The organism is Kosakonia oryzendophytica (assembly GCF_900094925.1).
GTDB lineage: Bacteria > Pseudomonadota > Gammaproteobacteria > Enterobacterales > Enterobacteriaceae > Kosakonia > Kosakonia oryzendophytica.
The window spans coordinates 88,611-102,241 of sequence record NZ_FMAY01000010.1; the positions used below are offsets into that span (position 1 = coordinate 88,611).

The 13,631-nt window shown below is 54.1% G+C and carries 9 protein-coding genes; 2 read left to right on the forward strand and 7 right to left on the reverse strand.

What is annotated here, in order from left to right; all coding sequences use genetic code 11:
* Positions 1-202: 202 nt before the first annotated feature.
* The 5 genes from GA0061071_RS16860 to efeU form a co-directional block, all read right to left on the reverse strand.
* Entirely contained in the window at positions 203-901 is a 699-nt protein-coding gene (locus tag GA0061071_RS16860) for a hypothetical protein (protein ID WP_088236551.1), read from the reverse strand.
* 174 nt (positions 902-1,075) lie between these two features.
* Positions 1,076-1,864 carry a phosphate starvation-inducible protein PhoH gene (gene phoH, locus GA0061071_RS16865; RefSeq protein WP_061494814.1) on the reverse strand — a complete coding sequence of 263 codons (789 nt, stop codon included), beginning with the start codon at positions 1,862-1,864 and terminating at the stop codon, positions 1,076-1,078.
* Between the two features lie 538 nt (positions 1,865-2,402).
* Positions 2,403-3,686 (reverse strand): iron uptake transporter deferrochelatase/peroxidase subunit, encoded by a 1,284-nt coding sequence (gene efeB / locus GA0061071_RS16870; protein ID WP_061494813.1) that lies wholly within the window; start codon positions 3,684-3,686, stop codon positions 2,403-2,405.
* 3 nt (positions 3,687-3,689) lie between these two features.
* On the reverse strand, positions 3,690-4,817 hold the full coding sequence (gene efeO / locus GA0061071_RS16875; protein WP_088236553.1) for an iron uptake system protein EfeO: 1,128 nt from the start codon (positions 4,815-4,817) through the stop codon (positions 3,690-3,692).
* Positions 4,818-4,868: 51 nt separating this feature from the next.
* The gene (efeU, locus tag GA0061071_RS16880) at positions 4,869-5,702 is read right to left on the reverse strand and encodes an iron uptake transporter permease EfeU (protein WP_061494811.1); all 834 of its coding nucleotides are present in this window, start codon (positions 5,700-5,702) and stop codon (positions 4,869-4,871) included.
* Positions 5,703-5,978: 276 nt separating this feature from the next.
* On the opposite strand from efeU, the gene GA0061071_RS16885 reads away from it, so the two are divergent.
* Positions 5,979-7,163, forward strand: a complete 1,185-nt coding sequence (locus GA0061071_RS16885) for a NupC/NupG family nucleoside CNT transporter (protein ID WP_088236554.1) — start codon at positions 5,979-5,981, stop codon at positions 7,161-7,163.
* A 34-nt stretch (positions 7,164-7,197) separates the two neighbouring features.
* Here GA0061071_RS16885 and GA0061071_RS16890 read toward each other — a convergent pair whose 3' ends face one another.
* Both GA0061071_RS16890 and putP read right to left on the reverse strand, forming a co-directional pair.
* A complete protein-coding gene (locus tag GA0061071_RS16890; RefSeq protein WP_061494809.1) occupies positions 7,198-7,632 on the reverse strand; it encodes a DUF3574 domain-containing protein in 435 nt (144 codons plus the stop codon).
* Between the two features lie 100 nt (positions 7,633-7,732).
* Positions 7,733-9,241, reverse strand: a complete 1,509-nt coding sequence (gene putP, locus GA0061071_RS16895; protein ID WP_061494808.1) for a sodium/proline symporter PutP — start codon at positions 9,239-9,241, stop codon at positions 7,733-7,735.
* A 419-nt stretch (positions 9,242-9,660) separates the two neighbouring features.
* On the opposite strand from putP, the gene putA reads away from it, so the two are divergent.
* Positions 9,661-13,620, forward strand: a complete 3,960-nt coding sequence (putA, locus tag GA0061071_RS16900; RefSeq protein ID WP_088236555.1) for a trifunctional transcriptional regulator/proline dehydrogenase/L-glutamate gamma-semialdehyde dehydrogenase — start codon at positions 9,661-9,663, stop codon at positions 13,618-13,620.
* Positions 13,621-13,631 lie beyond the last annotated feature (11 nt).

Genomic DNA, 13,631 nt, shown 5'->3' on the forward strand with positions numbered 1-13,631 from the left:
AGCGAGTCAATCCCCCCCTCACCGCCATCATTTCAGATAAGAGCCTGTACGAAAGTACGGGCTTTTTTCTTTTATATCCTCCCGAACCGGGGGGATGAGACCCCCGCCCCGAAACCTGCCCTTCTCTTTATCAGACCTCAGAATGGACTCACCCTACCCGGTTTGTAGAGAGCACTTCCCGCGAAGTACGCTTTCCTAACCCTTACTGTAAAAACTGATCTTTGGTTTCATTGAAATCCCGCAAGCAACGGGCCATATAGTTGCGCGTCACCTCATTAACCTTCTGATAATTATTGGCTTCCCATTCTGCAAGCGGTGCCTTAATCGGCTCTGGCGTACAGTTCAGGCTGGCGACATCATATTTTTTCGTCGGGTGATCTTTGCTGCGCGTGATGACAGTGGAATAGTGCAGCTCAAAGTTTTCCCCGCCAGACAGATTTTCGTAAACCAGCATCCAGACATAAGGCCGGATCTCAATCGGATTTTGTAACTGACCAGCCGCTTTTTCTGCGACCGAAGATTTCAGCGACTTCTCCATCTCTTCACTGAAATACGTCACAGACGGGTTAGACAACGTGGTAATGGGCGTCCCAACCAGTTCATATTTCGTAAATCCGCTCTCCTGCGCACCGCCCGCAAATGCCCCGGCAATAAAGCTCAGTGTCTTGAGAGCCACCACTTTGCTGGTATCACTTCGAGTGATGTAACGCAGTGCGGTATCGGTTGGCTTATGGAAGTCCGTTTTTAATTGCTCATAACCATCAATCTTCAGTGTGGAACCATTGTCAGCTTTAATAACCGTGGTTTTCACCACTTTTTCAGTCGGCGGTAACGGCTTATTACTACAGCCTGCCAGCGTGAGGGGAAGCACGAGCGCGGAAAGCGTAAAAAGAGATTTCATTGGTTGATATCCTTACCCAAAAAACAATAAACGTGGGGCGCGACAAACGCCTCAACGGTTATCGGCGTAGGACCAGGCATACTTTATGAATGGGGAAGGCAAATTCCAGGGGGGAATAAAAGCAAAAGCCCGGTATTGCTGAAGCAGACCGGGCTTTTGGGTTAGATAAGGGTATTAATCGTAGGCTTTCAGCGTGCGCTGACAGAGTGCAGAACGTACGCAATCATCTTTGTTAAAGCGTACGATACCGATCATCTCGTCTTCCTCAAAACGCGCCAGTGCATCGCTCAGACCCGACTTCACGCCGGAAGGCAAGTCACACTGGGTAATATCACCATTGACGATGACGGTCACGTTTTCCCCGAGGCGCGTTAAAAACATTTTCATTTGCGCAGCCGTGACATTCTGGGCCTCATCAAGAATGACCACCGCATTTTCAAAGGTACGTCCACGCATATAGGCGAACGGCGCGATCTCCACCTTACCGATCTCTGGTCTCAGGCAGTATTGCATAAAGGACGCACCCAAGCGTTTCAACAGCACATCATAGACGGGCCGGAAATAAGGCGCGAACTTCTCCGAGATGTCGCCGGGCAAGAAGCCAAGATCTTCATCGGCTTGCAGGACCGGCCGGGTCACAATTATCCTCTCCACGTCCTTATGGATCAGAGCCTCCGCCGCTTTCGCCGCGCTGATCCAGGTTTTACCGCATCCGGCTTCGCCAGTTGCGAAGATCAGTTGTTTACTCTCGATAGCATTCAGGTAGTGCTCCTGAGCTTCGTTGCGAGCAGCAATTGGAGAAGTATCACGGCTGTCCCGCGCCATGCCAATTGCTTCTACGCCACTCATCTGCACAAGCGAGGTGACCGACTCTTCTTCACGTTGTTTATGACTGCGTGAATCACGTCTCAGCACGCGTTTCGCTTCACGACGAGCTTTGATCACTGCTTTTTGTCTTCCCATGGATAGCACCTTGAGTTGTTGGTTTACATCACACGCGCCATTAGCGACGCGATTATGCGCACGAACGTCTGAGGGTTGGCTTCCTTGTAAGCCATGGCTTGCCTTTGTAAATGACGTGGCAGAACAGGTAACAGCATCGTCTGTCACATCGTTGGAAAGAGAGATGAAAAATGAGGAGGAAAATTCAGGGGCGAAGAAATCGCTGCCGGAGGTCGCACCTCCGTGCCGGTTGTTGCGTGGTCTTTTTGTTTGTCCGCTACAGGACCTAACCATCCGCGATCTCCTGGTGACGTCATCACCGCAGGGTCTCAACGCTTTAATTAATTACATCAAAGCTTATCATCATTGCAACATTATTTTTACGTAACCATAACGTGCAAGACCGCTGCGTCGTTGCAGAAAGTGTCTGCTACGAATATTACAGAAATATAACAGATACTTTCTAATACGAAAAAATGATATCTGGATGGCAGAAAAAGTATGTCAGAATGCTACAGATGACAGAATATCCTGCCCGGTAGCGGGCAGGATAGGATCTTTACGCTTCGAGAAGAGATTGCGCAAGGTAGCGACTGGTGTCTTTCACACCCGGCAACACAAAGAAGTAACCGCCGCCAATCGGGCGAATATACTCTTCAAGCGCCTCGCCATTCAGGCGTTTTTGCACCGTAAGAAAACCTTTTTCCAGATCGTGCTGATAGCAGACAAACAACAGTCCCATATCCAACTGCCCGGAGTGAGTTACGCCGAGCGAGTAGCTGTATCCACGGCGCATCATCAGGCTTGATTGCGTCTCTTTGGTACGCGGATTTGCCAGACGAATATGGCTGTCGAGCGCAATCACATCACCGTCCGGATCGCTGGCGTAATCCGGGACATCATGTTCATTTTGCATACCCAGCGGCGCACCGGAATGTTTATCACGCCCGAAAATGGTCTGTTGCTCCTTCAGCGGCGTACGATCCCAAAACTCCACATGGAACTGAATGATACGTACCGCCTGATAGCTGCCGCCTACCGCCCAGGCAGGCTCATCCTGATCGCTGGTCACCCACACCACCTCGTCCATCAGCGCGTTGTTACTGCTGTCCGGGTTAGCGGTGCCATCCTTAAAACCCAGCAAATTTATGGGTGTCTCTTTTCCTTTACTGCGCGCAGCATGATCGGAGATAAACCCTTCCCGCTTCCAACGTACGCTAAGCAAGTCCGGCGTGTGTTTGATCAGATCGCGCAACGCATGAATCACCGTATCTTGCGTGTTCGCGCAAATCTGGAGCAGCAGATCGCCATGGCATAACGCGGCATCCAGAGAATCGTTGGGGAAACGCACCATCTTTTGCAGTTTTTTCGGCATCAAGGCGCTTAAACCAAAGCGCTTATCAAACAGCGACTGCCCAACGGACACCGTCACCGTCAAATTGTCCGCCGCGATGTACGACCCCAGGATCCCGGAATCCAGCGGCGGCAAACGCGGGTTAGGTGTATCCGGTGCCGGGCCGCCAGCGGTAAGGAAAGCAATACGCTGCGTCAATAAGCGGAACAAACGTTCAAGATCGGCTTTATCCGTCGCCAGAACATCAAATGCTACCAGCATCATTGAGGCCTGCTGCGGCGTTAAAATACCGGCCTGATGTGCACCGAAGAACGGCTGTTTTTCACTGCGTGCATCAGGAGACAGCGTGCCTGGCGCGCTTTGCGGTTTCGCCGCGTGGGCGACCGGGCATCCACCTGCCAGTGCAAGCGCGCCTCCCAGCGCGCCCATACTTTTTAATAAACGGCGCCGGGAAGGCTCACTGACGCCACTGTTATCATGTTCACTCATGGTTTAATCCAGTCCCAGCACGCCGCGTAATTGTGCGAGATCTTCCGCAAGCGTGGTGATCGGCCCTTTCAGCGCATTGCGATCCGCATCGGTCAGCTTGTCATACGTTTCATAACCATCTTTAGTGCGGTATTTCGCCAGAATAGTGTCCACTTTTTTGAAGTTGGCATCGACTTTGGCCAGCAGTTCGCCGTTATCTTTTTGCAGCTGCGGACGCAGCAGATCAACAATTTTCTGCGCACCATCGACGTTTGCCTGGAAGTCCCACAGATCCGTGTGGCTGTAGCGATCTTCTTCACCGCTGATTTTGCTCGCCGCTACTTCTTCAATCAGCCCAGCTGCGCCGCCAACCACTTTAGATGGCGGGAACGCCAGCTCATTGATGCGAGTCTGCAAATCAGCCACATCGGTGTAGAGCTGATCGGCATAATGGCCCATATCTTTGGTGCTATTGTCGCCAAACAGGGCTTTTTCCAGACGGTGGAAACCGGTGAATTTCGGATCGGCGGCTTTATGCTCGTAATCATCTTCACGGGCGTCAATGCTACCATCCAGATCGGAGAACAATTCAGCAATCGGCTCAATGCGCTCGTAGTGTTGGCGGGTCGGGGCATACAGGGCTTTCGCTTTTTCGATATCCCCTGCTTTCACGGCGTCGGTAAAGGCTTTGGTACCCGTCACAAGCTGAGCGGTTTCCGCAACCACATAGGCTTTATAGTCGGCAATCGCCGTGCTGAGGCTCAGCAGCGCTTCACCTTTTGCCGCATCGGCAGTGGCTTCGCCCTTCACTATCAGCTTGCCTTTCGGGTTGGTTAACAGACCGCAGGTCATGTCATATTCACCCGGTTGCAGGTTAGCCGTCAGTTTCTGGCTAAAGCCCGGCGCAATGTTTTCACGCTCTTCCACCACCATTACACCTTTGAGGATCTCCCACTCCAGCGCTTTCTGGCTATGGTTAACGATCACAAACTGTGTTTTACCGGCGTTCACCGTCAGGTTCATCGGTTCACACTGTTTGTCCGTGACCGTCACTTTCACCTGCGGTACATCCGCGGCCTGTGCCGCGAAAGCGCAAGAAAACAGTGCGGCGATCCCTACCTGTAATGCATTACGACGAAAATGAATTGCCATGACCCTTCCCTTAAATAAGTATGTTGTAACTACAGCAACCAATAAGCGAGATTACGGTGCAGCCCTGGAAGGCTGCGAACCGGCGCGTGGTGGCATAAAAAACAGCAGCAGCGCCGGGATCAAATAGAGGAAATAGATGAACACTTCGCTCACGCTCGGTGTTTCCTGATAGCCGAAGATCCCCTCCAGCAAAGTGCCAGTGAGTGAATGCGTGGTCAGAACGTTGCTTAAATCGAAGGCCACATCCTGGAAATGATTCCACAGACCGGCTTCATGGAAGGCGCGAATCGCACCGGCAGCCAGCCCTGCGGCAACCAGCAGAATAAACAGGCTGGTCCATTTGAAAAACGCGCCCAAATTGAGACGAATACCGCCCCAGTAGAGCAGAAAACCGAGCACCACTGCCGTCGCAAGACCGAGTATCGCGCCGACGGGCGGCCATATGCCCACATCCTGTTGGAATGCGGCCAGCAGGAAAAATACCGACTCCAGTCCTTCACGCGCCACGGCGAAAAAGACCATCATGATCAGCGCCCAGCCATGGTTGTTGCTGCGCGCCAGTGCGTTATCTACCGCCTGCTCCAGTTGCACTTTGACGTTACGCGACACTTTACGCATCCAGAACACCATCCAGGTGAGGATCACAACGGCAATCACCGCAACAATTCCTTCAAACAGTTCCTGCTCTCGCTGCGGAAACTCTCCCGTGGTTGCGTTAATGGCAATGCCCAGGCCAAGACACAGAGCCGAAGCGAGGAACACACCCAGCCACATCACGCCAATCCAGCGCCCCCGATGCGTACGTTTGAGGTAGCTGGCGATGAGGCTAACGATCAACGCCGCTTCGAGGCCTTCACGTAACATAATGAGAAATGGAACAAACATGGAGAACGCCCCTAATGTCATGCGCAGTCAGTGGTTGCAAAGAAAAGTAAATTCGTTTGATAGTGATTATCATTACGACGAACAGAAACTCAAGCGAAAAATGATGAGAATGATAACCAGATGTAAACGCAGAGCAGACTAACTACCGGGCCGGCGCTTTATGCAGAAGTGGTTGAAATACTGCAAAAACTTAGCTTACAAATCGTTAACTTTGTATTTACCGCACGCCGCCGCTATGGCTAAATAAACGTCCTGTTTACCTGCCCCTTTAGAGATATGATCAATTTTCTGCACTTTCTGCTGGCGTTAGTGGTGATCCTTGCGCTGGCCTGGCTGGTCAGTTTCGACCGCCGACAAATCCGCATCCGTTTTATTCTGCAACTGATTGTCATTGAGTTCGCACTGGCATGGTTTTTTTTACATGCCCAGAGTGGCCTGACGCTAATTAACTATGTTTCCGGTTTCTTTGAAGCCCTGCTGAAATTTGCTGGCGAAGGCACGGGTTTTGTTTTCGGGGGTATGAGCGAAAAAGGGTTAGCCTTTATTTTCCTGGGCGTCTTATGCCCTATCGTGTTTATTTCCGCGTTGATTGGTATTTTGCAGCACTGGCGTATTCTGCCCATTTTTATTCGTCTGATTGGCACGCTGCTATCGAAACTGAATGGCATGGGCAAGCTGGAGTCCTTTAATGCCGTCAGTTCACTGATCCTCGGCCAGTCAGAAAACTTCATTGCCTATAAAGGGATACTGTCAGACCTCTCCTCACGCCGCCTGTTCACTATGGCCGCCACGGCCATGTCGACGGTGTCGCTGTCCATCGTGGGGGCATATATGACTATGCTGGATGCCAAATATGTTGTTGCGGCATTGATCCTCAATATGTTCAGCACTTTTATTGTGCTGTCGGTCATTAACCCGACACGCCCGGAAGCAGAAGCTGAAATCAAACTGGAAAAACTCCACGAATCGCAAAGTTTCTTTGAGATGCTCGGCGAGTATATTCTGGCTGGTTTTAAAGTGGCGATGATCATTCTGGCGATGCTGATCGGCTTTATTGCGTTAATCAGCGCAATCAATGCGCTCTTCAGCGCACTGTTCGGCATCAGCTTCCAGCAGATCCTCGGCTATGTGTTCTATCCGCTGGCCTGGCTTATCGGCATCCCGCTGAGCGATGCGCTGCATGCGGGCAGTATTATGGCAACCAAACTGGTGGCGAACGAATTTGTGGCGATGATCGAACTGCAAAAAATTGCCGCAGAAATGTCGCCGCGCGGGCTGGGTATCCTCTCAGTCTTCCTGGTGTCGTTTGCCAACTTTGCCTCTATCGGCATTGTTGCCGGTGCGATTAAGGGTCTGAACGAGCCACAAGGCAACGCCGTTTCCCGTTTCGGCCTGCGTCTGGTTTACGGCGCAACGCTGGTGAGCCTGCTGTCCGCTGCATTTGCGGGCCTCGTGCTCTGAGTGTATTCCCTCTCCTGCGGGAGAGGGATTTTTATTAAAACTGAACGCAAACCGGCTGATCGACACGCATCACCGATTCCTGGGCAAAACGTGATTTGTAAATGCCGCGTAGCGCTTCGATTTTCGCCTCGCTTTGCGCATCAGTACCGTGGATCAGCATTAACGCTTTACTCTCTTCACGCGCGACTTTCCCGTCGTTGCCCAACCACTGTCCATGCGCATCAAACACCGTCAACCCCTCGCGAAAACGCGGCGTGACATCACCATCAACAAATTGCTGCCACTCCTGACCGGTGATCGCTTTCCCCGCCGGGCGACTTAAACCGAAATAGAGCGTCGTTTGCTGCATTTGGTTATCCGCTTTACAGCTTTGTATCGCCGCTGTAGCCACCGGTTTCGGTGCAGGTGCCACGCACCCAGCCAGTACACCCGCCATCACCAGTGCAGTGAATCCTGTCTTTAACTTCATGTTGCTATCCTCATTGTTATTTGTGGTGAGATATCAGCGTAATTACATTGCTTTAGCAATAAAAAAACCCGCCGAAGCGGGTTTTTTCGTGCAACCAGCGTTACTCCGCCTGTAAACGGGACGGCGGCGCAGAGCGGTAATGCGCGTCTGCTTCAGCAAAACGCTGCTGCATGGCCGCAGAAGGCGCTTTGCCCAACAGACTGAACACCACAATGCCGATGCTGCCGAAAATAAAGCCCGGGATGATTTCGTACAGACCCAGCCATGCATACTGTTTCCACACCAGCACCGTCACGGCGCCAATCACCATCCCCGCCAATGCACCGTTACGCGTCATACGCGGCCACATCACCGAGAACAGCACGACCGGGCCAAACGCAGCACCAAAGCCGGCCCAGGCATAGCTTACCAGTCCAAGTACACGGTTTTCCGGATTGGCTGCCAGCGCAATGGCAATCAACGCCACCAGCAGCACCATGGCACGCCCTACCCAAACCAGCTCAGTCTGGCTCGCGCCTTTACGCAGAAAAGCCTTGTAGAAATCTTCGGTAATCGCGCTTGAGCACACCAGCAGCTGGCAGCTTAGCGTCGACATCACCGCCGCGAGGATCGCCGACAACAGTACCCCCGCAATCCACGGGTTAAACAGCAACTGTGCCAGTTCAATAAACACACGTTCGGCGTTCTGATTCACCGCACCCGCGACAGACGGGTTGTTGCTGAAATAGGCAATACCGAAGAAGCCGACAGCAACCGCGCCGCCAAGGCACAGGATCATCCACGTCATGCTAATGCGACGGGCATGCACAATGGTGTGGTGAGAATCCGCCGCCATAAAGCGCGCCAGAATATGTGGTTGCCCGAAGTAGCCCAGGCCCCATCCCATCAGCGACAGAATAGCGACAAAATTTAACCCCTTGAGCATATCGACGTTTTCAAGGCTTTTCTGTCTGATAACGTCCAGCGAGTCACCAAAACCGCCGACAGCAATAATCACAATGACCGGTGTCAGGATCAGGGCAAAAATCATCAAGCTGGCCTGCACCGTATCGGTCCAGCTAATCGCCAGGAAGCCGCCAATAAAGGTGTAGATGATTGTCGCTGCCGCGCCGGCCCACAGCGCCGTTTCGTAGCTCATGCCGAAGGTGCTTTCGAACAGACGCGCGCCCGCCACAATCCCGGACGCACAATAAATCGTGAAGAACACGAGGATCACCACCGCCGAAATAATACGCAGCAGGCGGCTTTTATCTTCAAAACGGCCAGTGAAATAATCCGGCAATGTCAGTGCGTTATTGTTTGCTTCGGTGTGAACACGCAGACGGCCCGCTACCAGTTTCCAGTTGATCCATGCGCCCAGGGTCAAGCCGATGGCAATCCAGCTTTCGGAAATACCGGAAATAAAAATCGCACCCGGCAAGCCCATCAGCAGCCAGCCGCTCATATCCGAGGCCCCGGCAGACAGCGCCGTCACCAGTGCCCCAAGGCGACGACCGCCGAGAATATAGTCGTCAAAGTTTTTCGTCGAACGCCAGGCGATGAACCCAATCAATATCATGCCAAAGATATAAATAAGAAAGGTCACCAGCATCGGTGTGCTAATTGCCATTAAAAGGTCTCCAGAATTCTTGTCGGCAACTGTCTTGTTTGCCGTTTTTATCCATCACCGGAACGGGGTGGTGGTGCGTACTTGTCGTTTGCGGCGACCGTATCCTGCCGGAAGGCTCGCTTATTCACAATTGATTTAACACAGCATTTACATCAAATTCATCCTGTGCTTAATAAGATTTCGCGATAGGTTGCACTGTGTCACACTTTTCAAGGTTGCACCTTAAAAAAGTGTTACGTACCGCATAAAACCTGGGTCGACAGTAAAATGCTGGCCGCCATTCCCTGTTACTGGTAATTAACATTTCAGTCATTTTCTACGTTGCCAACCCGGTCACATTTAACAAGGTTGCACAAAGTTGCAACATGGTGGATATTTCAGCCTGAACCGCAAAACAACGTAAAAAACAGGAGCAAAGCATGGGCACCACCACCATGGGGGTCAAGCTTGATGACGCAACACGCGAAAGGATCAAAGCCGCAGCAGCCACTATTGACCGCACGCCGCACTGGCTGATTAAGCAAGCCATTTTCAATTACCTGGAAAAGCTGGAAAGCAATGAAGTGCTGCCGGAACTGGCCGGTGCACAAAGCAGCGGCGCGCAGGATGAAGAGCCGAACCTGGCCATGGACGAGAGCCACCAGCCGTTCCTTGACTTCGCCGAGCAGATCCTGCCGCAATCTGTTTCCCGTGCGGCCATTACCAGCGCCTGGCGCTGGGCGGAAACCGATGCCGTGCCAATGTTGCTGGAACAGGCCCGACTGCCGCAGCCGGTGGCCGAGAGAGCCCATAAACTCGCTTATCAGTTAGCCGAAAAACTCCGTAATCAGAAAACGGCATCCGGGCGTGCGGGTATGGTGCAAAGCCTGTTGCAGGAGTTCTCCCTCTCTTCACAAGAAGGTGTGGCGCTGATGTGCCTGGCTGAAGCGCTGTTACGTATTCCGGACAAAGCCACACGTGATGCACTGATCCGCGACAAAATCAGTAACGGCAACTGGCAATCCCATATCGGCCGCAGTCCATCGCTGTTCGTTAACGCCGCCACCTGGGGATTACTGTTTACCGGTCGTCTGGTCTCCACACATAACGAAGCCAACCTCTCCCACGCGCTGAACCGTATTATCGGCAAAAGCGGCGAGCCGCTGATCCGCAAAGGGGTTGATATGGCGATGCGTCTGATGGGTGAGCAATTTGTCACCGGTGAAACCATCGCTGAAGCGCTGGCGAATGCGCGAAAACTGGAAGAGAAAGGTTTCCGCTACTCCTACGACATGCTCGGCGAAGCCGCGCTGACCGCCGCCGATGCGCAGGCCTATATGGTCTCTTACCAGCAGGCGATTAACGCGATTGGAAAAGCCTCCAACGGACGCGGCATTTATGAAGGGCCGGGCATCTCCATTAAACTCTCCGCACTGCATCCGCGTTACAGCCGCGCGCAGTACGATCGGGTGATGGACGAACTTTACCCACGCCTGAAATCGCTGACACTGCTGGCGCGCCAGTATGATATTGGCATCAATATCGATGCCGAAGAGGCCGATCGTCTGGAAATCTCCCTCGATCTGCTGGAAAAACTCTGCTTTGAACCGGAACTGGCCGGCTGGAACGGCATCGGGTTCGTGATCCAGGCCTACCAGAAACGCTGCCCGTTTGTGATTGACTACCTGACAGATTTAGCCACCCGCAGCCGTCGCCGGTTGATGATCCGTCTGGTAAAAGGCGCTTACTGGGACAGTGAAATTAAGCGTGCGCAAATGGAAGGGCTGGAAGGTTATCCGGTCTACACCCGTAAGGTCTACACCGATGTTTCCTACCTCGCCTGCGCCAAGAAATTACTGGCGGTGCCGAACCTGATCTACCCTCAGTTCGCGACCCACAACGCCCATACGCTGGCGGCCATTTATCAACTGGCCGGGCAGAACTACTATCCTGGACAGTATGAGTTCCAGTGCCTGCATGGCATGGGGGAACCGCTCTACGAACAGGTGGTCGGTAAAGTAGCCGATGGCAAACTCAACCGCCCGTGCCGCATTTATGCCCCGGTCGGCACCCATGAAACGCTGCTGGCCTACCTGGTGCGCCGTCTGCTGGAAAACGGTGCCAACACCTCTTTTGTTAACCGCATTGCCGACAACACGCTGCCGCTGGACGCCCTGGTGGCGGATCCGGTCGCCGAAGTGGAAAAACTCGCCGCGCAGGAGGGCCTCGTCGGGCTGTCGCATCCGAAGATTGCCCTGCCCCGCGCCTTATATGGCGAAGGGCGGATCAACTCTGCCGGGCTGGATCTGGCGAATGAACACCGCCTGGCCTCTCTCTCCTCCGCGCTGCTCAACAGCGCCGCGCAAAAATGGTACGCCCGCCCGATGCTGGAACACACGATCACGGAGGGTGAACCGCAGCCAGTGATTAACCCGGCCGAGCCGAAAGATATCGTGGGTTACGTCGTTGAAGCCAGCGAAACCCACGTTAATCAGGCGCTGGAGAACGCCGTCAGCCATGCCCCCATCTGGTTTGCCACTCCGCCGCAGGAGCGCGCTGCCATTCTTGAGCGCGCAGCGGTACTGATGGAAGATCAGATGCAGCAGTTGATTGGCATCCTGGTGCGCGAATCCGGCAAAACCTTCAGTAATGCCATCGCCGAAGTACGTGAAGCTGTCGACTTCCTGCGCTACTACGCCGGGCAGGTGAACGTAGATTTCGACAACGAGACACACCGCCCGCTGGGGCCAGTGGTCTGCATCAGCCCGTGGAACTTCCCACTGGCCATCTTCACCGGGCAGATTGCCGCCGCACTGGCAGCCGGTAACAGCGTGCTGGCAAAACCGGCAGAACAAACCCCGTTGATCGCAGCGCAAGGTGTGGCGATCCTACTGGAAGCGGGTGTGCCTGCTGGCGTCCTGCAACTGCTGCCGGGGCGCGGCGAGACCGTTGGCGCTCAGCTCACTGCCGATACGCGGGTGCGCGGTGTCATGTTTACCGGTTCAACCGACGTCGCCACGCTGCTGCAACGCAATATCGCCACCCGCCTCGATGCACAAGGTCGCCCGACGCCACTGATTGCGGAAACCGGCGGCATGAACGCGATGATCGTTGACTCTTCAGCGCTCACGGAACAGGTGGTGATCGATGTGCTGGCTTCCGCGTTCGACAGTGCCGGTCAGCGCTGCTCTGCCCTGCGCGTGCTCTGCCTGCAGGACGACATCGCCGACCATACGCTGACCATGCTGCGCGGTGCGATGGCGGAATGCCGGATGGGTAACCCCGGTCGTTTGACCACCGACATTGGGCCGGTGATTGATGCCGAGGCAAAAGAGAATATTGATAAACACATCCAGGCGATGCGGGCAAAAGGCCGCCCGGTATTCCAGGCGGTGCGTGAAAACAGTGAAGATGCCCGCGAATGGCGCACCGGCACCTTCGTTGCCCCCACGCTGATTGAGCTGGAGAGTTTTGACGAGCTGAAAAAAGAGATCTTCGGGCCGGTGCTGCATGTGGTGCGTTACCGCCGTCATCAGTTAGGGCAGTTGATCGACCAGATTAACGCTTCCGGCTACGGCCTGACTCTCGGAGTGCACACGCGTATTGATGAGACCATCGCCCAGGTCACCGGTAGCGCGCATGTCGGCAACCTCTATGTTAACCGCAATATGGTGGGCGCGGTGGTCGGCGTGCAGCCGTTTGGCGGTGAAGGCTTATCCGGAACCGGTCCGAAAGCCGGCGGGCCACTCTATCTCTACCGTTTACTGAGCCATCGCCCGGAAAATGCGGTACAGAAAACGCTGGCGCGCCATGATGCGCAGTTCCCGGTGGATGCTCAATTGAAGGCTGTGCTGGCGCAACCGTTGGAAGACCTGACCGCATGGGCAAAAGATCGGCCGGCGCTGCTACAACAGTGCCGCCAGTTTGGCGAGCTGGCGCAAACAGGCACACAACGTCTGTTACAAGGCCCGACCGGGGAGCGCAATAGCTGGACGCTGGCTCCACGCGAGCGGGTACTCTGCGTGGCGGATAACGAACAGGATGCGCTGGTGCAACTGGCGGCAGTGATCGCCTGTGGCAGCCAGTTGCTGTGGACGGACGATGCATTACACCGGGATCTGGCGAAATCACTGCCGGCAAGTGTCAGCCAGCGGATCCAGTTTGCCAAAGCGGACGTGCTGATGGCACAGGCCTTCGATGCCGTAATTTTCCACGGCGATTCCGATCAACTGATATCGTTGTGTGAAAACGTTGCCGCGCGTGACGGTGCGATTGTTTCGGTTCAGGGTTTTGCCCGCGGGGAAAACAATCTCCTACTGGAGCGTCTGTGGGTTGAGCGTTCACTCAGCGTCAATACCGCCGCAGCCGGGGGCAATGCCAGTCTGATGACGATTGGTTAAACCCGGTGAAA

Coding starts and splice junctions, on each gene's coding strand:
- GA0061071_RS16860 (WP_088236551.1), bottom strand. CDS start 901: ATGAAATCTCTTTTTACGCTTTCCGCGCTCGTGCTTCCCCTCACGCTG.
- phoH (WP_061494814.1), bottom strand. CDS start 1,864: ATGGGAAGACAAAAAGCAGTGATCAAAGCTCGTCGTGAAGCGAAACGC.
- efeB (WP_061494813.1), bottom strand. CDS start 3,686: ATGAGTGAACATGATAACAGTGGCGTCAGTGAGCCTTCCCGGCGCCGT.
- efeO (WP_088236553.1), bottom strand. CDS start 4,817: ATGGCAATTCATTTTCGTCGTAATGCATTACAGGTAGGGATCGCCGCA.
- efeU (WP_061494811.1), bottom strand. CDS start 5,702: ATGTTTGTTCCATTTCTCATTATGTTACGTGAAGGCCTCGAAGCGGCG.
- GA0061071_RS16885 (WP_088236554.1), top strand. CDS start 5,979: ATGATCAATTTTCTGCACTTTCTGCTGGCGTTAGTGGTGATCCTTGCG.
- GA0061071_RS16890 (WP_061494809.1), bottom strand. CDS start 7,632: ATGAAGTTAAAGACAGGATTCACTGCACTGGTGATGGCGGGTGTACTG.
- putP (WP_061494808.1), bottom strand. CDS start 9,241: ATGGCAATTAGCACACCGATGCTGGTGACCTTTCTTATTTATATCTTT.
- putA (WP_088236555.1), top strand. CDS start 9,661: ATGGGCACCACCACCATGGGGGTCAAGCTTGATGACGCAACACGCGAA.